The organism is Mycobacterium sp. MUNTM1, from assembly GCF_054660795.1.
In genome coordinates this window covers 1-22802 of record NZ_BAAGDE010000078.1, presented here as the reverse complement: position 1 = coordinate 22802, position 22802 = coordinate 1, and the positions used below count along the sequence as shown (strand labels likewise).

Below are 22802 nucleotides of genomic sequence, written 5' to 3'. Positions count from 1 at the left end.
CACGCAAGGACAACCAAGCGGCGTCAATGGACTTCAGAGTCAGACCACCGCCGCGAGCGACATCCCATTCTCTCTGTGGACTTCGCAGTAGTAGCCGGGCACCGTGCAGCCGGGTGCCGAGCAGCCGCGGTCCTTGGCGTACAACACGATTCGCTGACCGGGTGAGGCGAGGCGTTTGGTGTGATAGAGCGCCAGCGCCTTGCCCTTGTCGAAGACGGCCAAATAGTGGTGGGCGTGGCGGGCCAGGCGGATCACGTCGCTCATCGGCAGCATGGTGCCGCCGCCGGTCAACCCCCGCCCGGCCGCCGCTTCAAGGTCCTGCAGTGTGGTGGTGATGACGATGGAGGCCGGTAACCCGTTGTGCTGACCCAACTCTCCGGACGCCAACAGCGCGCGCAGCGCCGCGGTGAGTGCGTCGTGGTTGCGCTGGGCGGCTGACCGGGGATCGTGGTCGATCGCGTCCTGGGTGGGTGCGCCGTCGATGCACGGGGTCTCGTCGAGGGGGTTGCACATGCCCGGCGCGGCGAGTTTGGCCAGCACGGCCTCGAGGGTGGCGCGGGCTTCGGGGGTCAGCCAGCCGCGCACCGCCGACATGCCGTCGGGTTGCTGGTTGCCCAGGGTCAGGCCGCGTTGGCGGGCCCGGTCCTCGTCGGTGCAGGTGCCATCGGGGTTGAGGCAGTCGGCGAGCGTGTTGGCCAGTGCGGCCAGTTGTTCGGGCCGAAACCGGCTGCCCTCTGAAGCCAACCGGGCCTCGGCCTGCTCGCGCGTGAGCGGGTCGATCCAGCCGGGCAGGCGGTGGTAGAACGTGCGGATCACCGCGACCTGACCCGCGCCCAGGGTGCCCTCGCGTTGGCCCGCGGCGGTCGCGGCCAGCGCCGGTGGGATCGGTTCGCCGGTCAGGCCGTGGCGCGGGCCCAGATCGCGTGCCTCTTTGACGCGTCGGGCGGCTTCGGTACGGCTGATCAGTGTCGCCTCGGCGATGGCATGGACCACCGTGCCGCCAAGCTCGAGCGAGGGGGCTTGGCGGGCCAGGGAATTGATCAGCGGATGCTCGACGGCCGGGATACGCCGACGCTGCTGTTCACAGCGCCGCAACACCGCCAACTGTCGCTGCGGGCTCAGGGCCTCGAGGTTCAGCGCGCAGACCCGATCCCACGCGGCATCGAGCGCGTCGAACACCGCCTCGACATCCTGCTGATCACTCACACCGCCAAACTAACCGCACCCACCGACATTTAGGCTTTGTGGGCGCCCGCGGACGGCCGAGGCCACCGACCGGAACACCTTGGTGATTCCTGTTTTTTTGAGTGGTCGTCCGCGGCGCGTCTCAGGTGCCGACCGGTGTCCCTGTTCGGGAACTTGGAGCTGCTCGGGAGCGGACTTCTGCTTACGGAATGTCTGGGCCATGCCCGTCGGACCCGGGGACTGACCTGGATCCGTCGAAAGGATGTGCGTGGAACTGATATTGGGTATCGACGTGGCGTGCCGGGCTGCTCACCAAGCATCGCTTGCCCGCCCCGATGGAACGTATGTGTGGACCGGACGAAAGTTCTCCACCCGGCCCGCCGACCTCGAAAAGCTCTGGAAAGCAATCGGACTCAGCGAGCAAGACACCGTGCGGGTGGTGATGGAGCCCACCCGCAACGCGTGGGTTCCGCTGGCGTCCTGGTTTCGCCATCACGGCGCCCGGATCTCGATGGTGCCCACCACCCAGTCAGCAGACCTGCGCGCCTACTACGCCAAGCACACCAAAAATGACCATCTGGACTCCAAATTGTTGGCCCGGTTGCCGCTGCTACACCCCGAAGGGCTACGTGAACATACCGGCGACGGGGCCCGGCGAACCGCTGCGGCGCCTGGTCAAGATCCGCTCCTCGATCGTCAAGCGCCGCACCGCAGTCTTCCAGCGCCTTGACGCCCAGCTCGAGCTCCTCGGTCCAGCCTGGTACGACGCGCTGGGATCCAACTACGGCAAGGCCGCGCTGGCATTGCTGGCCCGCTACGCTGACCCCCACAGCCTGATCCGTCTCGGCCATGCCCGCCTGACCCGCTTTTTGATCCGCCACTCCCGTGGCGCCTGGCGCGAACCACACGCCACCTTGCTGTTGACCGCCGCCCAAGAATCACTGCAGCTGTGGGGATCTGGCGCTCATGCCCGCATCGACTTCGCCGAACTGGCCGCTGACATCGCCACCGAAGCCGAACAAGCCCAGATGCTCACCGAGCAGATCGACGACCTCGACGAGCGCGCCGCCAACCTCTACGCCGAGGCCGACCCGCGCGGCATCATCGCCTCAGCACCCGGCGTCGGGCCCGTCACCTGTGCGGTCATCGCCGGCCGCATCGGCGACCCGCACCGGTTCCACTCCCTGGCCGCCATCCGCGCCTACTCCGGCCTCGTCCCCAAGGTCAGCCAGTCCGGACAAGCACACTCAAAAATCGACGGACAGATGCTACTGAAGCGCAAGTGGCACAAGTGATTTCAGAAGGCGCGCGGGCGCCGCGTGCCGGGAGGGCGGCTACGGCCCAATCAGTTGCTGAGGACCAACTTCCAGTTGCCGTTGACGTTTCGGTCCGGCACGCACCAGAAGTTATTCCAGCTTCCCGGCGTGGTGGCCTTCACGCCCGGGCCGGCGTTCTGACACGCCTCCCGCGTCGGGTAATTACCCTCCGTCTGAATCGTGTCGGCGCCGCTGACGCCCACGCCTATCGTCAACAGCCCCGCCATTGCCAGCAGGCCTGCGGCCGCCAATCGCTTCATGTCCATCGGCCAACGGTATGCGTAATCGACGGGCTGAGGAGTGGTTTTCGCCGGACAGTTAACTTCGCTGGGCCGCGAGCGCGACCGCGGTGGCCACCGCTTCCAGCAGACGGCCGAGTTGCTCGGCGTCCCCGACGTCGCGGTCGCCGGCGGCCAGCCGGGTGAAGACACCGGCGATGAACGTGGTGACGGCGGTGGTCTGCGCGGCCAGCAGCGCCGGGTCGCGGGTGTCGGGCTGCAGATGCGCGATGGCGTCGCGGGCCATGCCGTTGATCCGGGCGACGAACACCTGCGACGTCTCGGCCAGACCGGGATCGCGGGCCGCGCCCAGCAGCAGCTCGTGGCGCGCCCTGTTGAGCATGAGGCCGGACCCGTCGGCCTGAATCATGGTGAGCCGCGCCAGATGTGCGAAGGGGGAGCGCGGATCGACCGGCTCGTCGATCACCGACTGCAGGTTGGCCACGTCGATCTCCGCGACGCGCTTGCCGACGCCGCGCAGCAAGGCGGCGCGGGTGCGGTAGTAGTACGACGTGGTGCCCTCGGGGACATCGGCGACCCGGTCGACCTGGCCATGCGTCAGCCCGCGCGAGCCGTGCTCGGCCAGCACCCGGATCGCCGCATCGCACAGGTCGCGGCGGCGTTCGTCGCCGTTGCGTCTCCGCGATCTGTCGGGGGCCATGACCGTCCTCAGCGCAGCACCGTGCCGCCGTCGACGTTGACGACCTGACCGTTGATCCATTCGCCCTCGGCGGAGAGCAGGAAAGCGACCAGCGCGGCGACGTCGCCGGGATCGCCGACGCGCGGCCCCCGGATGCGCTTGAGCGCGGCGGCCTGAAGGTCCGGCCACTGCGGCACCGAACGGATGGTTTCGGTGGCGGTGAAGCCGGGCGCGACCGCGTTGCAGCGGATGTTGTCCTTTCCCCACCGCGACGCGACGTGTCGGGTGAGCGCGCCGATGCCGGCCTTCGCGGTGGCATAGGCAGGACGGGCGGGCTCGCCCTGGAACGCCGCCGCCGAGGACATGTTGACGATCGCGCCGCCGCCGCGGTTGAGCATGTGCGGGATGGCGTATTTCATCACCGCCACATACCCGCGCAGGTTCACCGTCATCACCCGGTCCCAGACGTCGAAGTCGATGTCGACCACGTCGGTGTCGGCGCGGATGGTGCTCATGTCGGCGCCCACATTGAACAGCAGGTCCACCCCGCCGTAAGTGGTTGCGGCGGAATCGATCAGGCTGGCGACCGACGCCGGGTCGGACAGGTCGAAGGCCACCGGCGTCGCGGTGCCGCCGGCCGCGGCGATCCGCTCGGCCGTCCGCCGCGCGGCGTCGACCGCGACGTCACCGACGACCACCCGGCAGCCCTCCTCGCCCAGCCGCGCGGCGGTCGCCGCGCCGAGACCGGTGGCGCCGCCGGCGACGATCGCCACCTTGCCGGCCAGACCGCGCAGTCCCATCAGCGCCCCTTCCCGAGTCGAAGATATTGACTTTACCTCTAGAACTGTAGAGGATCGCCAGTCATGGCAGGGATTCATCGGGAGCGCCCCGGGGCCGGCGACCTCTCGGCGGCGACGGACACCCCCGCGCGGCCCCTGGGTAACGGCGTCTGGATGTCGCCGGGCGTCTCCAACTGCTATGCGGTGGCCACCGACGAGGGACGGGTGATCGTCAACGGCGGGCTGGTCTTCGAAGGACCGTTGCACCGCAAGGCTTTCGCCGACGTGACCGGGCCGACGCGGGCCATCATCGTGACCCAGGGGCACGCCGACCATTGGGGCGGGGTGAACTCGCTGCGCGACGAGGAAACCGACATCGTGATGCACCGCAACTACCGGTACTGGCGCGACGACAACACCCTGCTGATGGGCTACCGGGTGCCCAAGACGTCGTTCGCCTTCCAGAAGTTCTCCGACGCCGTGCTCGAACACTTCAAGACCATCGACCCCGCGACCATCGACTTCTCGTTCCCCGAGCCGACCACGACCTTCGACCAGCGCATGAGCATCACGGTCGGCGGGCGCGCCTTCGAGCTGGCGTGGGCACCCGGCGGCGAGACCACCGACGCGCTGGTGGTGTGGCTGCCCGAGGATCGAATCCTGTTCACCGGCAACCTGTTCGGGCCGCTGTTCGGCCACGTCCCGAACCTGATGACCATCCGCGGCGATCGGTACCGCGACCCGATCCTCTACATCGAGTCGTTGAACACCGTACTGGAATACGGACCGCGGCGGCTGATCACCGGCCATTTCGACCCGATCGAAGGGGCCGATCGCATCGCCGAGGAGGTCACCGCGATGCGCGACGGAATGCAGGCCGTGCACGACCGCACGGCCGAATTGATGAATTCCGGCACCGACGTCCACACCGCGATGCGGAAGGTGACGATGCCCGAGCACCTCGACATCGGCGAGGGCTACGGCAAGACCTCCTGGAACGTGCGGGCCATCTGGGAGATGTACACCGGATGGTTCCGGCATCGCTCCACCACCGAACTCTATGGCGTGGCGCAGGATTCGGTTGCCGCCGACGTGGTCAGCGCCGCCGGCGCCGACGCGCTGGTGGACGCCGCCCGCGCGCACCTGGCCGTCGGGCGGCCGGTGCAGGCCATCCACCTCACCGACCTGGTCCTGGCCGCCCAGCCGATGCACGCCGGCGCCCGGGCGGCGGCCGCCGACGCGCACGAGGCGCTGCTGTCCGGCACCGAGAACTTCTGGGAAAAGGCCTGGCTCACCAAGTCGATCAACGAATTGAGGGCGACCGAATGAACTCCGTCAACTTCGACTTCACCGGCGCCCACGTGCTGGTGACCGGCGGCACCAGCGGCATCGGCAATGCGATCGCCGCCGCGTTCGCCGGCGCCGGGGCGGCCGTCACGGTGACCGGCACCCGCGGCTCGGCATCCGATTATCCCGAGACGGAACTGGACGCGTTCACCTACCGCCAGTGCCAGATCCAGGATCCGGAATCCGTTGACGCCCTGGCAGATTCGCTGGGCGATCTGGACATCCTGGTCAACAACGCGGGCGGACCCTATCCCGCCGGCGACGAATACGATCCGGACGGCTACGTCGCGTCGGTGACGCAGAACATGCTGGGCCCGATGCGGCTCACCATGCGCTGCCACGAGCGCCTCAAGTCCAGCCAGGCCCCGGGCGGCGCGAGCGTCGTCAGCGTGGTCTCGATGTCCGCGTTCCGGTCGGCGGTCTTCGTCCCTGGCTATGCCTCGTCGAAGATGGGCCTGATCGCCCTGACGATGAACCTGTCCCGCCGGTGGGCCAACGACGGGATCCGGGTGAACGCCATCGCGCCCGGGCTCATCGACACCCGAATGACGCACCCGGCCATGGGAATTCCCGAGGTGATGGACGTCGAGATCGGCTTCCACACCCCGCTGGGCAGGCCCGGCACGCCCCAGGACTGCGCCGGCGCGGCGCTGTTCCTGTGTACCGACGCCGCCTCGTACATCACCGGCAGCACCATCGCCGTCGACGGCGGATACCTGACGGTGTAGGGCCATGAGCGACTTCGACAACATCGCGACCGCCGACGACGTGTTCGAGCTGGCGGCCCGACGGACCGGCCTCTCCGAAATCGATTCCGACTCATGGCGCGACGGGCTGCAGCTCATCGTCGACGAACTCAACACCTCGGCGGCCTTCACCCCGTTCGGCCGCGAGCGGGTCCTTGACGACGCCACCAACGCGCTGGGGCGCCGCATGCAGGTGCACGGCTACATCCAGGCGCACCCCGACGTGCTGGACGCGCCCGTCGAGCGGCCGCTGGTCGTGCTCGGCATGCCCCGCACCGGCACCACGGTGATCAGCTACCTGCTCGACCAGGATCCGGGCCGGCGATCGCTGTTGCACTGGCAGTGCGTGGACCCGATCCCGCCCGCCGGCACCGACACGCTGCGTACCGACCCGCGGTGCCTGGCCCTGCTCGAGGAGCAGCGCAAGATCCTCGAGCTGGTGACGCAGGCGAAAATGCCGCTGCCGCACTGGGAAGACGCCGACGGTCCGACCGAGGACATGTTCATTCACAACCAGGATTTCAAGGGCCTGTCCTGGGACTCGTTCCTGCCGACGGATCGCTACGCGCGCTGGCTGTTCGACGAGGCCGACATGAGCAGCACCTACGAATACCAGAAGCGCTACCTGCAGGTGCTGCAGTCCACCGCGCCGGGCAACTGGAGCCTGAAGATGCCGTCGCATTCGGTGCACATCGAGGCGCTGCTGAAGGTGTTCCCCGACGCGCGCCTGATCTGGGCGCATCGCGACCCGTACAAGGCGACCGGGTCGCTGTGCAACCTGTGGCGGCTGCCGCAGAGCCTGGTGATGAACACCGAGCTGCTGGATCAGACGAAGATGGGCCGGCTGGCGATGTGGCAGATGGGCTACCACGTCGACCGGCCGCTGCGCGCCCGCGACCGCATCGGCGACGAACGCTTCTTCCATATGTACTACCACGAGATGATGCGCGACCCGATGGACGTGATGCGGCGCATCTACGAGTGGGCGGACGAACCACTGACCGCCGAAACCGAAGGGCGCATGCGCAATTGGCTTGCCCAGCACCCCCAGGACCGGTTCGCGCTCAACGCCTATCGCCTCGACGAATACGGCCTGAGCGTCGAACAGCTCGCGCCGACATTCGCCGAGTACCTCGATACCTTCGACATCGAACTGGAGGGCACGCCGTGAAAGCATCCGTGGTCACCGGGCCGGGTAAGGCCGAGGTGCTCGACACCGAGCGCCCCGAGGTGGGCCCGCGCGATGTGCTGGTGCGGATGCGCGCCTGCGGCATCTGCGGGTCGGACGCGTTCTACATCACCATCGGCGGCATCCCGCCGCGCCAGGGGCACACCCCGCTCGGGCACGAGCCCGCCGGGGAGGTCGTCGAGGTCGGGTCGGAGGTGACGGGGCTGGCCGTCGGCGACCACGTCGTCATCAACCCTATGGCTGCGCCCAGCGGCATCATCGGCAACGGCGGCGCCACCGGGGCGCTCGCCGACTACTTGCTCATCGAAAACGCGGTCCGCGGAACGAGTCTCGAGGTGATCCCGGACCACATCCCCTGGGAGGTGGCCGCGCTCAACGAACCGATGGCCGTCGCGCGCCACGGCGCCAACCGCTGCCGGCCCAAACCGACGGACAAGGTCCTCGTGTTCGGGGCGGGGCCGATCGGGCTGGGCGCCGTGCTGGCCTTCAAATCCCTCGGCGTCAGCCACGTCGCCGTCGCGGACCTGGTCCCCGGGCGCCTGGACAAGGCGCTGCAGATCGGCGCCGACGCCGTCATCAACTCCGCCGACGAGGACGTCGTGGCGCGCCTGATCGAACTGCACGGCGAGGGCGAAGCCGGAATTCCCGGCTTACCCCGGCGCGCAGGCACCGACATCTACCTGGACGCCGCCGGTGTGCCCGCCGTCGTCAACACCGCGCTGGCGGCGGCCAAGAAGGGTGCCACGCTGGGAATCGTTGGCGTGCACAAGGAACCGGTGCCCGTCGAGTTCGTCAACGTGATGAGCAACGAGATCACCATCCTGGGATCGATGGGCTATCCCGATGAGATCTTCGAGGTGACCGGGGATCTCATCGCGAACTGGGAGAAGTACGCGCTGATCGTCAGCCACACCATCCCGTTCGACAACGTCGGCGAGGCGCTCGAACTGGCGCACACCCCGGGGGCCGCGGACAAGGTCGTCGTCACGTTCTGCTGATGTCGGCGGTGATCGCGCCGGTGAGGCGGATTAGATCCTGCGGCGCCACCGCGACCTCCCAGCCCCGACGGCCGGCGCTGCAGAACACCCGTTCCCACGCCAGCGCACCGGAATCGACGACCGTCGGCAGCTTCCTGCGCTGACCGAACGGCGACACCGCACCGACGACGTAACCGGTGGTCTTTTCGGCGACCGCGGCCTCGGCCATGGACGCCTTGGCGACGCCCAGCGCGGCGGCGGCCGCCTTCAGCGAGAGCCGCGCGGTGGCGGGCACGATGGCGACCGCCAATCCGTCGGGCACCGCGATGATGAGGGTCTTGTAGATCTGGCCGGGCTCGATGCCGGCGGCCTCGGTGAGCGCCCTGACCGCCTCCGCGCCGAACGATTGCTCCCGCCGGTCGTGCTCGAACGTCAGGACATCATGCGGCACACCGGCTTTCACCAACGCGGCAATGCCCGGTGTGGCGGCGCCAGCCAAGATCAGGGGCCCGTGTACCCCGGCGGGTTGACGCCGTCCACCCAGAAGTCGACGCCCAGCTTGGAGCCCGGAATGCAGTCGTAGGTCGACAGGTCGGTGACGCCGGAGTCCACCAGGACGTCCTCGCATAGCAGCATGTTGCCGGTGAACTCCTTGGCGGGCTTGTTGAGGATGACGTAGGCGGCATCGGAGTAGATCTCCGGCTTGCGGGCGCGTCCCATCGCCTCGTCGCCGCCGAGCAGGTTCTGCACCGCGGCGGTGGCCACCAGCGTGCGCGGCCACAACGTGTTGGACGCGATGCCGTCGGCGCGCATCTCCTGGGCAATGCCCAACGCGCACAACGTCATACCGAACTTGGCCATCATGTACGCCGTCGGCTTCAGCCACTCCTGGCCCAGCAGCACCGGTGGGGACAGCGTCAGGATGTGCGGGTTTTCCCGGCCCTTCATGTGCGGCAGACACGCCTGGGACACCGCGTATGTGCCGCGCACCTGAATGCCGTTCATCAGGTCGAACCGCTTCATCGGCACCTCGGAGATGGACCCCAGGTTGATCGCCGACGCGTTGTTGACGCAGATGTCGATGCCGCCGAACTGCTCGACGGTCTTGGCCACGGCCGCCTCGACCGAATCCGGGTCGCGGACGTCCCCGACGATCGGCAGGGCCTGCCCACCCGCCTCCTCGAGCTCCTTGGCCGCGGTGAACACCGTGCCCGGCAGCTTCGGGTGCGGCTCGGCGGTCTTGGCGATTAGCGCGATGTTGGCGCCGTCCTGCGCGGCGCGCTTGGCGATCGCCAGGCCGATACCGCGGCTGGCGCCGGAGATGAACATGGTCTTGCCTTGCAGAGACGTGGCGTGGGACATGGCGTCACACTAACGCCACACCCGAATCGGCCGGATCGGGGTCCGATCGCGGCCGCCGGGCCCGGCATCCGGCCGGATCGCGCTGCGGAAATAGCGCGGTCACCCGCGGCGTTGATCCAATCGGTCTCACATGCGGTGGAGCGGACCCGGACGGACGGTGTCGGGGTCAGCCTTTAGATTGGGAGGAGCAGCGTGGTGTCAACGGCGACGAGCCTGTTGGGCGAGGAGCTGTTGGCTGGCTTCCTTGCGAGTCCGGTGGCGCTTTCGGTGCTCTCCGGTAACACCGCCGCAGAAGGGACCGGGTTGATCGACATGGCCGACTCCGAAGATGGCCGCGATGGCGCGATGGGGCCCGAGATTCCCGAGCCCGCAGCGCACGAAGAGACGGACGCGGAATTAACGGCGCGATTCGAACGCGACGCGATTCCCCTGCTGGACCAGCTGTACGGCGGTGCGCTGCGCATGACGCGCAATCCGGCCGACGCCGAGGACCTGCTGCAAGAAACCATGGTGAAGGCCTACGCGGGATTCCGCTCGTTTCGGGCCGGCACCAATCTCAAGGCGTGGCTGTACCGGATCCTGACCAACACCTACATCAACAGCTACCGCAAGAAGCAGCGCCAACCCGCGGAGTATCCGACCGAGGAGATCACCGACTGGCAGCTGGCCGCCAACGCCGAGCATTCGTCCACCGGGCTGCGATCGGCCGAGGTGGAGGCCCTGGAGGCGCTGCCGGACTCGGAGATCAAAGAGGCGCTGGCGGCACTGCCGGAGGAATTCCGGATGGCGGTCTACTACGCCGACGTCGAAGGCTTTCCGTACAAGGAAATCGCCGAGATCATGGATACGCCGATCGGAACGGTAATGTCACGGCTGCACCGCGGCCGACGGCAGCTGCGCGGCCTGTTGGCCGACGTTGCCAAGGAGCGCGGCTTCAACCGCGGTCAGCAGACGCACGAGGAGGTGTCGTCATGAGCGAGCTCTCCGGCCAGGGCGGTGCCTCGCCCGACGCCTGCCCCAACGACGAGTCCCACGGCAGCGTCGGTTGCGCGGAGGTCATCCGCCAGGTCTGGCTGCTGCTCGACGGTGAGTGCGGCCCGGACACCCGCGAGCAGTTGCGCCAGCACCTCGAGGCGTGCCCCGGCTGCTTCAAGCACTACGGGCTCGAAGAGCGGATCAAGGCGCTGATCGCCACCAAATGCCGGGGCGAGAAGGCCCCCGAGGGGCTGCGCGAGCGGCTACGGCTCGAGATCCGGCGCACCACGATCATCCGGGGTACGCAGTAGCGTCCGTCAGGCGTTGGGGCGCTTGCCGTGGTTGGCCTTGCTGTGCTTGCGGTCGCGCTTCTTACGGCCTCGTTTGGCCATGTTGTAAAACCTCCGTGATTGCTTGTCGAACGAGGCGCCCGGCGCCCGTCGGCTTGACGGCCATTCTCTCACGAGACGTCCTGTGCAGTGTCTTCGCCCTGGTGCGGACCACTCGGGGGCACGTGCGCCGCGGCCCCGAGTGGTCCTGTGGTTCGATGTATCCGAGCCTGATGGGCGGAAAAGAACCGTGATGACCAGCAGCCAGCCTGCGCGAAGGCCGAGACGAGTGGGGTGAAGATGGCGGAGGATGTGCGTGCCGAGATCGTGGCCAGCGTGCTCGAAGTCGTTGTGAACGAGGGTGACCAGATCGGCAAAGGCGACATCGTGGTGCTGCTGGAGTCGATGAAGATGGAAATCCCCGTCCTGGCCGAAGTCGGCGGCACCGTCAGCAAGGTCAGCGTGTCGGTGGGCGACGTCATTCAGGCGGGCGACCTCATCGCGGTGATCAGCTAGCCGTCGGACCGTCTCGACCAGCCGCCGGGGAACGACCCGGGGAGTAAGCGATGTCAACTCTCGGTGACCTGCTCGCCGAACACACCATGCTGCCGGGCAACGCGGTCGACCACCTGCATGCGGTAGTCGGGGAGTGGCAGCTGCTGGCTGACCTGTCGTTCGCCGACTACCTGATGTGGGTGCGGCGCGACGACGGCGTGCTGGTCTGTGTGGCGCAGTGCCGGCCCAACACGGCGCCCACGGCGCTGTTGACCGACGCGGTGGGCACCGCCGTCGGATCCGACCGGCTCGAGCTCGTCGCCGAGACGTTCGCGTCGGGTACCGCCCAGCGGAATAACATTGCGGGACACGAAGATTCGTGGTTGCCCGGCACCCACGTCGAGGCGTCTCCGGTGCGCTACGGCGGCAAGGTGGTGGCCGTGCTCACCCATCATCAGACCGCGTTGGCCGCCGACCGTGCGTCCGGTCAGCTGGAGATCGCCTACCGGGAGTGCGCCACCGATCTGGTCCAGATGCTCGCCGAGGGAACCTTTCCCGACGCGGGCGACGTGGTCATGTCGCGCTCGACCCCGCGGGCCGGCGACGGCTTCATCCGCCTGGACGTGCACGGCGTCGTCGACTACGCCAGTCCTAACGCGCTGTCGGCCTACCACCGGATGGGCCTGACCACCGAGCTGGAGGGGCACAACCTGATCGAGGTCACCCGCCCGCTGATCTCGGACCCGTTCGAGGCGCAGGAAGTGGCCGAACACGTGCGGGACCTGGTGGCCGGCGGGCGCAGCATGCGCATGGAGGTCGACGCCGGGGGAGCCACCGTGCTGCTGCGCACGCTGCCGCTGATGGTCGACGGCGCCAGCGCCGGCGCGGCGGTGCTGATCCGCGACGTCACCGAGGTCAAGCGCCGCGACCGGGCCCTGATCTCCAAGGACGCCACCATCCGGGAGATCCATCACCGGGTGAAGAACAACCTGCAGACCGTGGCGGCGCTGTTGCGCCTGCAGGCCCGCCGGACCGTCAACGCGGAGGGGCGGGAGGCCCTGATCGAGTCGGTGCGCCGGGTGTCGTCGATCGCGCTGGTGCACGACGCGCTGTCGATGTCGGTGGATGAGCAGGTCAACCTCGACGAGGTGATCGACCGGATCCTGCCGATCATGAACGACGTGGCGTCGGTGGACCGGCCGATCCGCATTAACCGGGTCGGCGACCTGGGTGTGTTGGACTCCGACCGGGCCACCGCGCTGATCATGGTGATCACCGAACTGGTGCAGAACGCGATCGAACACGCCTTTGACCCGGCGGCCCAGGAGGGTTCGGTGACGATTCGCGCCGAGCGCTCCGCGCGGTGGCTCGACGTGGTGGTGCACGACGACGGTCGCGGGCTGCCGGAGGGATTCAGCCTGGAGACCTCGGACAGCCTCGGCCTGCAGATCGTGCGGACCCTGGTGTCGGCCGAGCTGGACGGCACCCTGGGCATGCGTCAGGCGCCGGTCACCGGAACCGATGTGGTGCTACGGGTTCCGATCGGCCGCCGAACCCGTTTGCTGCTGTAGGTGTTTCGTGCCGAACCCACACGCAAAGGTGCGGCCCCGACTTTCGTCGAGGCCGCACTGTTTGCGTTATGTGGGTTATACCCCGCTGCGGGCCTTCGTCCGGGCGTTGCGACGCTTCAGTGCACGCCGCTCGTCTTCGCTCATGCCGCCCCAGACGCCCGAGTCCTGGCCCGTGTTCAGGGCCCAACCGAGGCACTCTGTGGTCACCGGGCACCGATTACAGACCAGTTTCGCGTCAGCGATCTGCGCGAGAGCCGGGCCGCTGTTCCCTACCGGGAAGAACAGCTCCGGGTCTTCGTCACGACAGACCGCCTTGTGGCGCCAATCCATAAGTCTTTACTCCTCACTAAGTGCGCAGCAAGGCGCACGGCCATTTTCTTCGGCTGTTTAACGCGTGCAGAAGAAAAGGAGTCCGGACTCCTACGTAAAACTCTGCATGCAACCTTTTGATCGTTTCACAGGCTCAACAGATGTCAATAGTGTGAGTTCGCTCGTGGGCTATCTCACTTTGATCATCTCGTAGCCAAGCCCTTACTCCGTTGTACTACACTCCACGGGCTGCCTCCCTGGATGTTTTCCGGACGCCCGCCGGTCACGCGGCATTACCGCAGCTCAACGCCATTTCTGCTGCGGGGGAGCGACCACTGCCAGCGCATCCGGGACCGCCCGGAACGTCATGCTTTCGCGCACGCCGAGGTAATCACCGTCGAACTGGCAGGCGACTGCGCCTCCCGTCGAGGTAACTCGCAGGCATGGCAGGTCGTCCTCGGTGACGAGGTGCTTGAAGTTGAACGTAGGCCGTTTAGCGAACATCTGCCGCACGATTCGCAGGGTGGGGATCGGCTTCATGGTGGTGGGCGCGAACACCCCGAGTCCCGACTCGAAGCTGCAGTCGGGGTTGGTCCACACCGGCCGTTGGTTGGCGAACGTCCACGGGCTGGAGTTCGACACGAACGCGAAGCTGACCCCGGTAATGGGTTCGCGGCCGGGAAGTTCCAGCGTCAGCATCGGTTCGCGGCGGGTGTAGGCCCAGACGGCCGGCACCGCCGCGCGGATGTAGCGCCACGCCGAAACTTTCCCACCCTTGTCGCGCTCGGCCTCGACCGCGGCCACCACCTCGGCGTCGACGCCCATGCCGGTGTTGAACACGGCCCAGCGCTCGCCGCAGTCGATCAACCCGATCCGCCGCCAGGCGCGGCGCCGGTGGTAGTCGTCGAGCAACTGGATGAGCTGGTTGGTGGCCGCGACCGGATCCGCGGAGATGCCCAGGGACCGTGCCAGCACGTTCGCCGAACCGCCGGGCACCACGGCCACCGCCGGTACCGGGCCGGTCGGCAGCGGCCCCGGCCGGCCGAGCAGGCCGTTGACCACCCCGCTCACCGTGCCGTCGCCGCCGTGCACCACCACCAGATCGATACCGTCGGCGACGGCCTTCTCCGCGAGCTCGGTGCCATGACCGCGGTGGTTGGTGTGTTCGACGGTGAGCTGTAGACGGCTTTTGAGCGCGTGGGCCAGCAGGTCGCGACCGGCCGGGGTGGTGGAAGTGGCTGTGGGGTTGACGATCAGCACGGCCCGCATGAGGCACGAGCTTATGCGGGCTGCCTAAGGCAACGCTGTGGGGGAACCGCCGGGGGACGGGCCGCCGCCCTGACTACGCTGACGCTGTGACGCCGCCAGCCGCCCCGACCCCCGTTCGCCGCGCCGGCCTGATCGTTGTGCTGCAGGGGATCGCGGCGCTGATCGTGGCGGTGGTGCTGGTGGTGCGGGGCATCGCCGGGGCCGACCAGCAGGTGGTCAACGGCCTGGCGACCGCGGGCTGGTTCGTCCTGGTCGGTGCCGGGGTGATCGCCGCGGGACGCGCGCTGATCCTCGGCAAGCGCTGGGGCCGCGGGCTGGCCGTCATCACCCAGCTGCTGTTGCTGCCGGTGGCCTGGTACCTCGCGGTCGGGTCACATCAGCCGGGCTTCGGGATTCCGGCGGGCGCGGTGGCGCTGATCGTGCTCGGATTGCTGTTCAGTCCCGCCGCGGTGCGCTGGGCCGCCGGCGATCAGGGCGATTCCGCCAGGCCCGCCAACGGCTCGCCGGACAGCCGGTAGGTCGTCCATTCGTTCTGCGGCTCACCGCCGATGCCGTCGTAGAGGGCGATGGCGTCGGCGTTCCAGTTCAGCACCGCCCACGACAGCCGGGTGTAGCCCCGGCGCAGGCATTCGGACGCCAGCGCGGCCAGCAGCGCCCGGGCCAGCCCGCGCCGGCGGAACTCCGGGCGCACGAACAGGTCTTCCAGGTAGATGCCCGCCACGCCGTCCCAGGTGGAGAAGTTGACGAACCACAGCGCCATCGCCGCGATCTCGCCGTCCATTTCGGCGACGTGCCCGTACACCGTCGGCACCTCACCGAAAAGCGCTGCCGTGATTTGGGTTTCGGCCACCGTGCACTGATCGGCGGCGTGCTCGAACTCGGCCAGCGCGTGGATCATTTCGGTGATCGCGGCGGCGTCCCGCGGCGCGGCGCGACGGATGTGCCGGCTCATTGCTCTACTCCCAGGGCGTTGAGGATGGTACCGAATTTCGTTGTCGTTTCCGCGACTTCCTCGTCGGGATCGGACTCGGCGACGATGCCGCCGCCGGCCCGGGCCAGCGCGCCGCGCCGGTCGGCCGACAGCTGCGCGCAGCGCAGCGACACCACCCAGCGCCCGTCGCCGCGGGCGTCGCACCAGCCCGCCGCCCCGGCGTAGAAGCCGCGGTCCCCTTCCAGTTCGGCGATCAGACCCATCGCGGCCTTCGTCGGCACGCCGCCGACCGCCGGGGTGGGGTGCAGGGTCAGCGCCAAATCGATTGCGGTGCTTGATGTGTCACGCAGGCGGCCGGTGATCGGCGTGCACAGATGCCAGACGGTGGCGGTGCTGCTCAGCTGCGGTTCGGCGGCGATGGACAGGTCGTCGCACAGCGGTTCCAGGGCGGCCCTGATGGTTTCGATGACCAGCTGATGTTCGTGCCGGTTCTTGGCCGAGGCAACCAGCGCGGCACCGTTGGCGGCGTCGGCCTGCGGGTCGGCCGCGCGCGGCGCCGAGCCGGCGAACGGCCGGCACTCCACGCGGTCGCCGCTGCGCGCCACCAGAAGCTCGGGGCTGGCGCCCACCAGTGCCGCACCGGCGTACGCGTCGCCGGCGGCGCTCAGGTCGACGAGGTAGCCGTAGGCCGCCGGGTCCGCGGCGACGAGCCGGCGCAGGATCACGCGGGCATCCAGCGGGGCCTCGGCGACCAGCCGCAGGGCGCGGGCCAACACCACCTTGTCCAGCGGGTTGTCGGATGCGGCGAGCTGCTCGCACGCCCGCTGGATCCGGTGCCGGTAGTCCGCCGGTGGCGGCACGGCTTCGGCCACCCGCACCGGCGGCAGTCCGTCGGCCGGCCAGTCCGGCGGGCCATCCGTGACGTTCACCGCTTCCGGCGTCAGCAACGCTGCCGGCCTGGTGACGTCAAAAGGCAACGCGCCCAACACAATCGGCGCCTCTCCCGAGCGCAGCGCCGCCTGCGCGGCACTCACGTCGGCGTAGCGCCGCCGCACCCCGTCGGCGATCATGGTTCCGGTCGGCCCGCACAGCGCGAACGGCGGTTCGTGGTGTCGATGCTCGACTCCTTCTCGCGCCGCTGCGCGGCGCGCATCGTCGTCTTCGCCGCTCACTGACCGGTCAATCCGAGCGCGCGCAGCTGCCGCACCCCGTGCTCGAACCCGCAGACCGCGATCGACGCGGTGATCATGGCGAACCGGCTGCCCTCGACCAGCGGCAGCTCGACCCAGCGCGTGATCACCGCGCGGGAGAAGTGGCCGTGGCTGACGAAGACGACGTCGCGCGACTCCATGTGCTGCAGCGCCGTCGCGACGGCCGCGTCGGCGCGCTCACTGACCTGGGCGACGGTCTCACCGCCCGGGCAGCCGTGCGTCCACACCAGCCATCCGGGCACCGTCTCCTGAATCTGCGACGTGGTCAGGCCCTCGTAGGAGCCGTAGTCCCACTCCGCCAGCACGTCGGAAACCTCGTCGACGGACAGCCCGGCCAGCTCCGCGGTGGTCAGGGAACGCTGCCGCGGACTGCTGATCACCAGCGGGTCAACAAGTTTGAGTTCACCGATCACCCCGCCGGCCAGCTTGGCCTGCGTTCGGCCGGCGTCGGTCAGCTCAACCTCGGTGCGGCCGGTGTGCTGGCCCGACTTCGACCACTCGGTCTCGCCGTGGCGCAGCAGCACCAGACGGTGATTGTGCAAGCCCATATCGGTTGATTCTGCCGGACGACTCGCGGTGGTCGCTCAGGCCGAAGCGCACGGCGGGCGAACATGCCAGGATGGCACTGTAAACCGCACGCGACGATGCAGTGGGGAGGCAGCGATGAGGTGGCGGCGCCGGTGAGTAAGACGCGGGTATTGGCGGTGGCCAACCAGAAGGGCGGTGTCGCCAAGACGACCACGGTCGCGTCGCTGGGTGCGGCGTTGGTGGACGAGAAGAAACGGGTGCTGCTGGTCGACCTCGATCCGCAGGGCTGCCTGACCTTCTCGCTGGGCCAAGATCCCGACAAGCTACCGGTGTCCGTGCACGAGGTGCTGCTCGGCGAGGTCGAGCCCAACGCCGCGCTGGTCGAGACGGCGGAGGGAATGACGCTGCTGCCGGCCAACATTGACCTGGCCGGCGCCGAGGCGATGCTGCTGATGCGGGCCGGGCGCGAATACGCGCTCAAGCGCGCGCTGGCCAAGCTCGGCGACGAGTTCGACGTGGTGATCATCGACTGCCCGCCGTCGCTGGGCGTGCTCACCCTCAACGGGCTGACGGCCGCCGACGAGGTCATCGTGCCGCTGCAGTGCGAGACGCTCGCGCATCGCGGGGTCGGCCAGTTCCTGCGCACGGTCGCCGATGTCCAGCAGATCACCAACCCGGAGCTGCGCATGCTCGGCGCCCTGCCCACGCTGTACGACTCGCGCACCACGCACACCCGCGACGTCCTGCTCGACGTCGCCGACCGGTACAACCTGCCGGTGCTGGCCCCGCCGATCCCGCGCACCGTGCGATTCGCCGAGGCCAGCGCCTCGGGCTCGTCGGTGATGGCCGGTCGCAAGAACAAGGGCGCGGTGGCCTACGGCGATCTGGCGGCGGCGCTGCTCAAGCACTGGAAGAGCGGCAAGCCACTGCCGACGTTCGCCGTCGAGGTTTAGTGGCGATCGCAAGCGCGGCGGAGCCGGGCGCGGCGGGTCGCCACCATCGGGTTTAGTGGCGATCGCAAGCGCGGCGGAGCCGGGCGCGGCGGGTCGCCACCATCGGGTTTAGTGGCGATCGCAAGCGCGGCGGAGCCGGGCGCGGCGGGTCGCCACCATCAGGTTTAGCTAGCCCAGGGCGACCAGAGTGTCGCCGCGCTGCTCGAGCACCCGCGACCCGATCACGGCCGGGAACACGGGTTTGCCGGCGGGTGGGGCGCTCGTCGAGCGGTCCACCGGGATGTAGCGTTCGTTGGCGCCGCTGAGCGGGTCGTAGACCCCGATCGCGCCGGTGACCGGCACCAGCAGCCGGCCCGCCATCATCACCCCGGGCCCCAGGGGCGCCGTCCGGTCGCCCGCGGTGATCGTGTAGCGCAGCGCCAGCGTGTTCGCGTCGAAGACCATCAGCGAATCGCCCGTCCACCAGGTGATCTGGCTGCCCGGATGGGAGACGACCGCCGAGCGCGACGGCGGCTTGGGCAGCGGGGTGCTCGACACGGTCGCCCCGGTCTGGTCGATCACATCGACCCGGGGCTGCGGCGCGGGCAGGTACACCGCGGTGGTGTTCTCCGCGACGGTCAGCACCCGGGCGCCCGAATCGGGCGCGATCCCCGGTTGGGCCACGATGTGTTGCTGGGGTTCGTCGTCGTCCTTGCCCGGACGCAGCAGCACCAGCCGCAGGTCGGCCTGGTTCGCGCAGCTCTCCAGCACCGACACCGCCTGGGAGCTGGCCGCGGCCGAGATCAGCTTGCATCCGGAGTGCAGTCCGCGCGTCGACGGCTTCACCCGCGCGTCGGTCTCGCCGTAGGCCAGCATCCGGACCATGTCCGAACGCCACAGCTCCAGCCGGGTGTCACCGACCGACAGCACCGTCATGCCGTCGGAGGAGAGCCGCACCCGCCGATCGGCGTAGCCGCTGCGGGCGGGCCCGCGGCGACCGGTGGACCCGTCCAGGGTGCTCACCTGCCCGCAGCCGCGGTCGTCGCGGTATACCCCGACGGCGTAGCGGTACAGCCAGGTGACCCCGCACAGGTCGATGTCGCGGGAGTAGCTCCAGCGGGACTGGCCGGTGTCGGGATCGCGCCCGTCGATCCGGCGGCCCGCCGCGGTGACCACCTCCCCGCCGGCGACCACCGGGGCGGTGGTGGCCGGACTGGCGGCGCTCCACAGCTGCTTCAACCCGGCCGGGACCTGCTTGGCCGGCGACGGGTTGGGTGCGGGCACCGCCGCGGGCCGGCTGCTGGTGGCCCGGGCGTCGCTGCTCCACCAGATCAGCGCCGCGACCGCGGCGACGACGACCGCGATGGCCGCGGCGGCGAGCATGTCGCCCTTGGTGCGGCGCTCGGGTCTGACCATGCGGCGGCGCGGGCCGTCAGTTGCTCTGCGCGGTGGCGGCGGTAGCCGCGGCGGTCTGCCCGTCCGCGGGCTTGCGACGCCGGCGGCGGCGCCGGGTGGAGCCGGCGTTGCCCGGGGGCGAGCCGGCCGGGGTTTCCGCGGTGGCATCGCCGTTGCTGCTCGGGGCCCCGTTGCTGGACGGGTGCGCCGCGACGGGCTGCCCGCCACGGGTGCGCCGGCGCCGCGCGCCGGACCGCCGCGCGGGCTTCTCCGACTTCTGCTCGGGCTTCTTGCCGTCCCGGTCGCCGCTGCGGCGCTGGCCTTGCGGCTTGCGGGCGGTGCCCACCGTGCCGCCGGCCTCGGCGGGGATGCCCAGTTCGGCGTAGAGGTGCGGCGAGTTGGAGTACGTCTCGGCGGGCTCGGGGCAGTCCAGCCCCAGCGCCTTGTCGATCAGCGCCCAGCGGGCCAGCTCGTCCCAGTCCACCAGCGTGACGGCGACACCGGTCTTGCCGGCGCGGCCGGTGCGCCCGATGCGGTGCACGTAGGCCTGCTCGTCCTCGGGGATCTGGTAGTTGATCACGTGGGTGACGTCGTCGATGTCGATGCCGCGGGCGGCCACGTCGGTGGCGACCAGCACGTCGATGTCGCCGGTCCGGAAGGCCTTCAGCGCCTTCTCGCGGGCCACCTGGCCCAGGTCCCCGTGCACCGCACCGACCTTGAACCCGCGCTCGGCCAGCTCGTCGGCCACCTTCTGCGCGGTGCGCTTGGTGCGGGTGAAGATCATCGTCGCGCCGCGGCCCTCGGCCTGGAGCACGCGGCTGACCAGCTCCACCTTGTCCAGGGCGTGGGCGCGGTAGACGTACTGCACGGTGGTGTCGTGAGTGGCCGCCGAGTGCGGCGCTTCGGCCCGGATGTGGGTGGGCTGGTTCATGAACGTGCGGGCCAGCGTGATGATCGGGTCCGGCATGGTCGCCGAGAACAGCATGGACTGCCGATCGGTCGGGATCTGGCGCAGGATGCGCTCGATGTCGGGCAGGAAGCCCAGGTCGAGCATCTCGTCGGCCTCGTCGAGCACCAGCACCGACAGCCCGCCCAGTTGCAGGTGGTTTTGCTGGCTCAGGTCGAGCAGCCGGCCCGGGGTGCCGACCACGACGTCGGCACCGGCGCGCAGCGCCTCGATCTGCGGCTCGTAAGGGCGCCCGCCGTAGATGGGCACCACCGACAGCGGGCGACCGCCGTCGGCGTTCAGGTGCTTGGCCGCCAGCGTCAGGTCATCGGTGACCTGTAGGCACAGCTCCCGGGTGGGGACCACGATCAGGGCCCGCGGCGTGCCGTTGAGTGGACGCGCGGCGGTGCCGGCGGTGATGCGCTGCAACAGCGGCACGCCGAAGGCGAAGGTCTTGCCCATGCCGGTGCGGGCCTGGCCGATCAGATCGTCGCCGGCGAGCGCCATCGGCAGGGTCAGTTCTTGGATGGCAAAAGGGCTTTCGATCCCTTTTTCGGCGAGCGCGCGCACGATTTCGTCGCGGACGCCGAGTTGCGCAAAGGTCAGTTCAGTTGTGCTGGTGAGGGTGGTCATGCGTGGGTAAGTAGCCTCTCGGTGACGTATCGGTTTGTGTCGGTATTTCTCTGTCGCGGTCACGCGCGCACGAGTTCCGACTCCGAATACGTCGCCGAGTCGCCGGCCCTGGCTCAGTCTGGGAGGGCCCAGTCAGGGCGGGCCAGCTGTGCACGCACATTTCGCCGATAGCGGCTTGAAAAAACAATTACGGCATAAATACAGCCGCCATCTACCTCCATGATAGCTGGTCGACAGCTGGCTCCCATTTTGCGCTAAGTCAGCCGACTACAGTGTTGCCATGACCCGGCCCTCCTGCCAACCCTCCCAAGCCGATCTGGCCGCCGACCCAATCGACGATTCACCCGCCCCGCGGCTGTCGGCCGACCACCCGGGTGTCAACGAGTTGTTCGCGGTCCTGGCCTACGGCGAGATCGCCGCGTTCTACCGGCTCACCGACGAGGCGCGGATGGCTCCCGACCTGCGCGGACGGATCTCGATGGCCAGCATGGCCGCCGCCGAGATGCAGCACTACGAGCAGCTGCGCGACGCGCTGGAAAGCCGCGGCGTCGACGTGGTGTCGGCGATGTCCAAGTACGTCTCGGCGCTGGAGAACTATCACCGGCTGACCATGCCCAGCACGTGGCTGGAGGCCTTGGTGAAGACCTATGTGGGCGACGCCCTGGCGGCCGACCTGTACCTGGAGATCGCCGACGGCCTGCCCGACGAGGTTGCCGACGTGGTGCGCGCGGCGCTGTCGGAAACCGGGCACTCACAGTTCGTCGTCGCCGAGGTGCGCGCCGCGGTGACGTCCAGCGGCAAGCAGCGCAGCCGGCTGGCGCTGTGGTCGCGCCGCCTGTTCGGCGAAGCGATCACGCAGGCCCAGTACCTGCTGGCCGACCACGACGAGCTGGTCGACCTGGTGATGTTGGGCGCTGGCGGGCTGGGCCAGCTCAACGCGTTCTTCGACCGGATGCAGCAGACACACGACCGTCGGATGCACGAACTTGGCCTGAGCTGAGCCGGCCGCTAGGGGCACCTCCCGCGTGCCGGGGACGGGTCACGGCCCCTCGGACTCAGCGCGCGCAGGTCGCCATGTTCGAGGCGTTGGTCGACGCGACCACGCGCTGACCGGCGGCGTTGAAGATCGAGCAGCTGAGCTGACCGTAGAAGCTGGTCGCGACGACCGATTCGGTCTGCACGCCCGGGTTCAGCACCACGACCTTCGACCACGGCAGCGACACGTTGAACTCGGTCTGCGGCACGCCCCGCGCGTCGGTGTAGACGATGTTCACCAGGTCCAGCAGCTGCTTGGTCCCGCTCACGCTGTAGAGCACGGTGCGCGGGTTCAGCGCGGCCGGCGGCGGCGCCGCGGCGCGGGGCGGCGCGACCGGGGGCGCGGCGACCGCCGGCGGTGCGGCGGGCGCGGCGCTGGGCGTGGTGACCGTGGTGAAGGTCTCGGCCGGCAGCTGGGAGGGGC

The 22802-nt window shown here is 69.1% G+C and carries 26 protein-coding genes and 1 pseudogene; 12 read left to right on the top strand and 15 right to left on the bottom strand.

The window, feature by feature from the left end:
* Positions 1-39 precede the first annotated feature (39 nt).
* A complete protein-coding gene (locus ACYQ8K_RS27740; protein ID WP_459974208.1) occupies positions 40-1206 on the bottom strand; it encodes a 13E12 repeat family protein in 1167 nt (388 codons plus the stop codon).
* A gap of 241 nt (positions 1207-1447) precedes the next feature.
* On the opposite strand from ACYQ8K_RS27740, the pseudogene ACYQ8K_RS27735 reads away from it, so the two are divergent.
* Positions 1448-2423, top strand: a pseudogene (locus ACYQ8K_RS27735) (IS110 family transposase); the annotation flags it as partial.
* A 107-nt stretch (positions 2424-2530) separates the two neighbouring features.
* Here ACYQ8K_RS27735 and ACYQ8K_RS27730 read toward each other — a convergent pair.
* The 3 genes from ACYQ8K_RS27730 to ACYQ8K_RS27720 are packed head-to-tail and all read right to left on the bottom strand — an operon-like array spanning position 2531 to position 4219.
* The gene (locus tag ACYQ8K_RS27730; protein ID WP_459974206.1) at positions 2531-2767 is read right to left on the bottom strand and encodes a hypothetical protein; all 237 of its coding nucleotides are present in this window, start codon (positions 2765-2767) and stop codon (positions 2531-2533) included.
* A 52-nt stretch (positions 2768-2819) separates the two neighbouring features.
* Complete coding sequence (locus ACYQ8K_RS27725; RefSeq protein WP_459974204.1) at positions 2820-3440, bottom strand: TetR/AcrR family transcriptional regulator; 621 nt, start codon at positions 3438-3440, stop codon at positions 2820-2822.
* Positions 3441-3448: 8 nt separating this feature from the next.
* The gene (locus ACYQ8K_RS27720) at positions 3449-4219 is read right to left on the bottom strand and encodes an SDR family NAD(P)-dependent oxidoreductase (protein WP_459974202.1); all 771 of its coding nucleotides are present in this window, start codon (positions 4217-4219) and stop codon (positions 3449-3451) included.
* A 63-nt stretch (positions 4220-4282) separates the two neighbouring features.
* On the opposite strand from ACYQ8K_RS27720, the gene ACYQ8K_RS27715 reads away from it, so the two are divergent.
* Genes ACYQ8K_RS27715 through ACYQ8K_RS27700 form a run of 4 tightly spaced genes read left to right on the top strand, consistent with a single transcriptional unit; the run spans position 4283 to position 8478 of the window.
* Positions 4283-5527 carry an alkyl sulfatase dimerization domain-containing protein gene (locus ACYQ8K_RS27715; RefSeq protein WP_459974201.1) on the top strand — a complete coding sequence of 415 codons (1245 nt, stop codon included), beginning with the start codon at positions 4283-4285 and terminating at the stop codon, positions 5525-5527.
* Positions 5524-6273: an SDR family NAD(P)-dependent oxidoreductase gene (locus ACYQ8K_RS27710; protein WP_459974199.1), complete on the top strand. Its 750-nt coding sequence runs from the start codon at positions 5524-5526 to the stop codon at positions 6271-6273. Before ACYQ8K_RS27715 ends, ACYQ8K_RS27710 begins: the two co-directional genes overlap by 4 nt.
* 4 nt (positions 6274-6277) lie before the next feature.
* Positions 6278-7462: a sulfotransferase family protein gene (locus ACYQ8K_RS27705; RefSeq protein ID WP_459974198.1), complete on the top strand. Its 1185-nt coding sequence runs from the start codon at positions 6278-6280 to the stop codon at positions 7460-7462.
* Positions 7459-8478: a zinc-dependent alcohol dehydrogenase gene (locus ACYQ8K_RS27700; protein ID WP_459974196.1), complete on the top strand. Its 1020-nt coding sequence runs from the start codon at positions 7459-7461 to the stop codon at positions 8476-8478. Before ACYQ8K_RS27705 ends, ACYQ8K_RS27700 begins: the two co-directional genes overlap by 4 nt.
* Here the strand turns inward: ACYQ8K_RS27700 and ACYQ8K_RS27695 are convergent.
* A complete protein-coding gene (locus ACYQ8K_RS27695; protein WP_459974194.1) occupies positions 8465-8956 on the bottom strand; it encodes a YbaK/EbsC family protein in 492 nt (163 codons plus the stop codon). The genes ACYQ8K_RS27700 and ACYQ8K_RS27695 overlap by 14 nt on opposite strands.
* Positions 8957-8958: 2 nt before the next feature.
* Positions 8959-9819: an SDR family oxidoreductase gene (locus ACYQ8K_RS27690; RefSeq protein ID WP_459974193.1), complete on the bottom strand. Its 861-nt coding sequence runs from the start codon at positions 9817-9819 to the stop codon at positions 8959-8961.
* A gap of 345 nt (positions 9820-10164) precedes the next feature.
* Between ACYQ8K_RS27690 and ACYQ8K_RS27685 the strand changes: the two genes are divergently transcribed.
* Positions 10165-10794 (top strand): sigma-70 family RNA polymerase sigma factor, encoded by a 630-nt coding sequence (locus ACYQ8K_RS27685; protein ID WP_459974213.1) that lies wholly within the window; start codon positions 10165-10167, stop codon positions 10792-10794.
* Entirely contained in the window at positions 10791-11105 is a 315-nt protein-coding gene (gene rsrA / locus ACYQ8K_RS27680) for a mycothiol system anti-sigma-R factor (protein ID WP_064951688.1), read from the top strand. Before ACYQ8K_RS27685 ends, rsrA begins: the two co-directional genes overlap by 4 nt.
* A 6-nt stretch (positions 11106-11111) precedes the next feature.
* On the opposite strand, the gene ACYQ8K_RS27675 is transcribed toward rsrA, so the two are convergent.
* Positions 11112-11186, bottom strand: a complete 75-nt coding sequence (locus ACYQ8K_RS27675) for a 50S ribosomal protein bL37 (protein WP_011728008.1) — start codon at positions 11184-11186, stop codon at positions 11112-11114.
* A 237-nt stretch (positions 11187-11423) separates the two neighbouring features.
* Between ACYQ8K_RS27675 and ACYQ8K_RS27670 the strand changes: the two genes are divergently transcribed.
* Positions 11424-11639 (top strand): biotin/lipoyl-binding carrier protein, encoded by a 216-nt coding sequence (locus ACYQ8K_RS27670; RefSeq protein ID WP_007773063.1) that lies wholly within the window; start codon positions 11424-11426, stop codon positions 11637-11639.
* Between the two features lie 50 nt (positions 11640-11689).
* Complete coding sequence (locus ACYQ8K_RS27665) at positions 11690-13189, top strand: sensor histidine kinase (RefSeq protein WP_459974191.1); 1500 nt, start codon at positions 11690-11692, stop codon at positions 13187-13189.
* A 75-nt stretch (positions 13190-13264) separates the two neighbouring features.
* Here the strand turns inward: ACYQ8K_RS27665 and whiB1 are convergent, their stop codons facing one another.
* Complete coding sequence (gene whiB1 / locus ACYQ8K_RS27660) at positions 13265-13519, bottom strand: transcriptional regulator WhiB1 (RefSeq protein WP_003874607.1); 255 nt, start codon at positions 13517-13519, stop codon at positions 13265-13267.
* A gap of 282 nt (positions 13520-13801) precedes the next feature.
* Positions 13802-14767, bottom strand: a complete 966-nt coding sequence (locus ACYQ8K_RS27655) for a diacylglycerol/lipid kinase family protein (RefSeq protein ID WP_459974189.1) — start codon at positions 14765-14767, stop codon at positions 13802-13804.
* 86 nt (positions 14768-14853) lie between these two features.
* On the opposite strand from ACYQ8K_RS27655, the gene ACYQ8K_RS27650 reads away from it, so the two are divergent.
* Complete coding sequence (locus tag ACYQ8K_RS27650; RefSeq protein WP_459974187.1) at positions 14854-15285, top strand: hypothetical protein; 432 nt, start codon at positions 14854-14856, stop codon at positions 15283-15285.
* Here the strand turns inward: ACYQ8K_RS27650 and ACYQ8K_RS27645 are convergent.
* The 3 genes from ACYQ8K_RS27645 to ACYQ8K_RS27635 all read right to left on the bottom strand — a co-directional run bounded on the left by ACYQ8K_RS27645 (position 15237) and on the right by ACYQ8K_RS27635 (position 17457).
* The gene (locus ACYQ8K_RS27645) at positions 15237-15719 is read right to left on the bottom strand and encodes an N-acetyltransferase family protein (RefSeq protein ID WP_459974185.1); all 483 of its coding nucleotides are present in this window, start codon (positions 15717-15719) and stop codon (positions 15237-15239) included. The two genes, ACYQ8K_RS27650 and ACYQ8K_RS27645, sit on opposite strands and share 49 nt — an antisense overlap.
* The gene (locus tag ACYQ8K_RS27640) at positions 15716-16768 is read right to left on the bottom strand and encodes an isochorismate synthase (protein ID WP_459974210.1); all 1053 of its coding nucleotides are present in this window, start codon (positions 16766-16768) and stop codon (positions 15716-15718) included. Before ACYQ8K_RS27640 ends, ACYQ8K_RS27645 begins: the two co-directional genes overlap by 4 nt.
* 98 nt (positions 16769-16866) lie before the next feature.
* Positions 16867-17457, bottom strand: a complete 591-nt coding sequence (locus ACYQ8K_RS27635; RefSeq protein ID WP_459974183.1) for an acid phosphatase — start codon at positions 17455-17457, stop codon at positions 16867-16869.
* A 132-nt stretch (positions 17458-17589) separates the two neighbouring features.
* Between ACYQ8K_RS27635 and ACYQ8K_RS27630 the strand changes: the two genes are divergently transcribed.
* Positions 17590-18390: a ParA family protein gene (locus ACYQ8K_RS27630; RefSeq protein ID WP_459974181.1), complete on the top strand. Its 801-nt coding sequence runs from the start codon at positions 17590-17592 to the stop codon at positions 18388-18390.
* Positions 18391-18558: 168 nt separating this feature from the next.
* Here the strand turns inward: ACYQ8K_RS27630 and ACYQ8K_RS27625 are convergent, their stop codons facing one another.
* Positions 18559-19785, bottom strand: a complete 1227-nt coding sequence (locus ACYQ8K_RS27625) for an Rv3212 family protein (RefSeq protein ID WP_459974179.1) — start codon at positions 19783-19785, stop codon at positions 18559-18561.
* A gap of 16 nt (positions 19786-19801) precedes the next feature.
* Entirely contained in the window at positions 19802-21343 is a 1542-nt protein-coding gene (locus ACYQ8K_RS27620) for a DEAD/DEAH box helicase (RefSeq protein WP_459974177.1), read from the bottom strand.
* A 280-nt stretch (positions 21344-21623) separates the two neighbouring features.
* Here ACYQ8K_RS27620 and ACYQ8K_RS27615 point away from each other — a divergent pair, with 280 nt between their 5' ends.
* Positions 21624-22343, top strand: a complete 720-nt coding sequence (locus ACYQ8K_RS27615; protein ID WP_459974175.1) for a ferritin-like fold-containing protein — start codon at positions 21624-21626, stop codon at positions 22341-22343.
* 55 nt (positions 22344-22398) lie between these two features.
* On the opposite strand, the gene ACYQ8K_RS27610 is transcribed toward ACYQ8K_RS27615, so the two are convergent.
* Positions 22399-22802, bottom strand: a 404-nt coding sequence (locus tag ACYQ8K_RS27610) for an MmpS family transport accessory protein (protein WP_459974173.1), incomplete at its 5' end; no start/stop codon positions are given.

What these genes read in the sequence shown, in the direction of transcription:
- ACYQ8K_RS27730 (WP_459974206.1), bottom strand. Translation starts at nt 2,767, where the DNA reads ATGGACATGAAGCGATTGGCGGCCGCAGGCCTGCTGGCAATGGCGGGG.
- ACYQ8K_RS27725 (WP_459974204.1), bottom strand. Translation starts at nt 3,440, where the DNA reads ATGGCCCCCGACAGATCGCGGAGACGCAACGGCGACGAACGCCGCCGC.
- ACYQ8K_RS27720 (WP_459974202.1), bottom strand. Translation starts at nt 4,219, where the DNA reads ATGGGACTGCGCGGTCTGGCCGGCAAGGTGGCGATCGTCGCCGGCGGC.
- ACYQ8K_RS27715 (WP_459974201.1), top strand. Translation starts at nt 4,283, where the DNA reads ATGGCAGGGATTCATCGGGAGCGCCCCGGGGCCGGCGACCTCTCGGCG.
- ACYQ8K_RS27710 (WP_459974199.1), top strand. Translation starts at nt 5,524, where the DNA reads ATGAACTCCGTCAACTTCGACTTCACCGGCGCCCACGTGCTGGTGACC.
- ACYQ8K_RS27705 (WP_459974198.1), top strand. Translation starts at nt 6,278, where the DNA reads ATGAGCGACTTCGACAACATCGCGACCGCCGACGACGTGTTCGAGCTG.
- ACYQ8K_RS27690 (WP_459974193.1), bottom strand. Translation starts at nt 9,819, where the DNA reads ATGTCCCACGCCACGTCTCTGCAAGGCAAGACCATGTTCATCTCCGGC.
- ACYQ8K_RS27685 (WP_459974213.1), top strand. Translation starts at nt 10,165, where the DNA reads ATGGGGCCCGAGATTCCCGAGCCCGCAGCGCACGAAGAGACGGACGCG.
- rsrA (WP_064951688.1), top strand. Translation starts at nt 10,791, where the DNA reads ATGAGCGAGCTCTCCGGCCAGGGCGGTGCCTCGCCCGACGCCTGCCCC.
- ACYQ8K_RS27670 (WP_007773063.1), top strand. Translation starts at nt 11,424, where the DNA reads ATGGCGGAGGATGTGCGTGCCGAGATCGTGGCCAGCGTGCTCGAAGTC.
- ACYQ8K_RS27665 (WP_459974191.1), top strand. Translation starts at nt 11,690, where the DNA reads ATGTCAACTCTCGGTGACCTGCTCGCCGAACACACCATGCTGCCGGGC.
- whiB1 (WP_003874607.1), bottom strand. Translation starts at nt 13,519, where the DNA reads ATGGATTGGCGCCACAAGGCGGTCTGTCGTGACGAAGACCCGGAGCTG.
- ACYQ8K_RS27655 (WP_459974189.1), bottom strand. Translation starts at nt 14,767, where the DNA reads ATGCGGGCCGTGCTGATCGTCAACCCCACAGCCACTTCCACCACCCCG.
- ACYQ8K_RS27645 (WP_459974185.1), bottom strand. Translation starts at nt 15,719, where the DNA reads ATGAGCCGGCACATCCGTCGCGCCGCGCCGCGGGACGCCGCCGCGATC.
- ACYQ8K_RS27640 (WP_459974210.1), bottom strand. Translation starts at nt 16,768, where the DNA reads ATGATCGCCGACGGGGTGCGGCGGCGCTACGCCGACGTGAGTGCCGCG.
- ACYQ8K_RS27635 (WP_459974183.1), bottom strand. Translation starts at nt 17,457, where the DNA reads ATGGGCTTGCACAATCACCGTCTGGTGCTGCTGCGCCACGGCGAGACC.
- ACYQ8K_RS27625 (WP_459974179.1), bottom strand. Translation starts at nt 19,785, where the DNA reads ATGGTCAGACCCGAGCGCCGCACCAAGGGCGACATGCTCGCCGCCGCG.
- ACYQ8K_RS27620 (WP_459974177.1), bottom strand. Translation starts at nt 21,343, where the DNA reads ATGACCACCCTCACCAGCACAACTGAACTGACCTTTGCGCAACTCGGC.
- ACYQ8K_RS27615 (WP_459974175.1), top strand. Translation starts at nt 21,624, where the DNA reads ATGACCCGGCCCTCCTGCCAACCCTCCCAAGCCGATCTGGCCGCCGAC.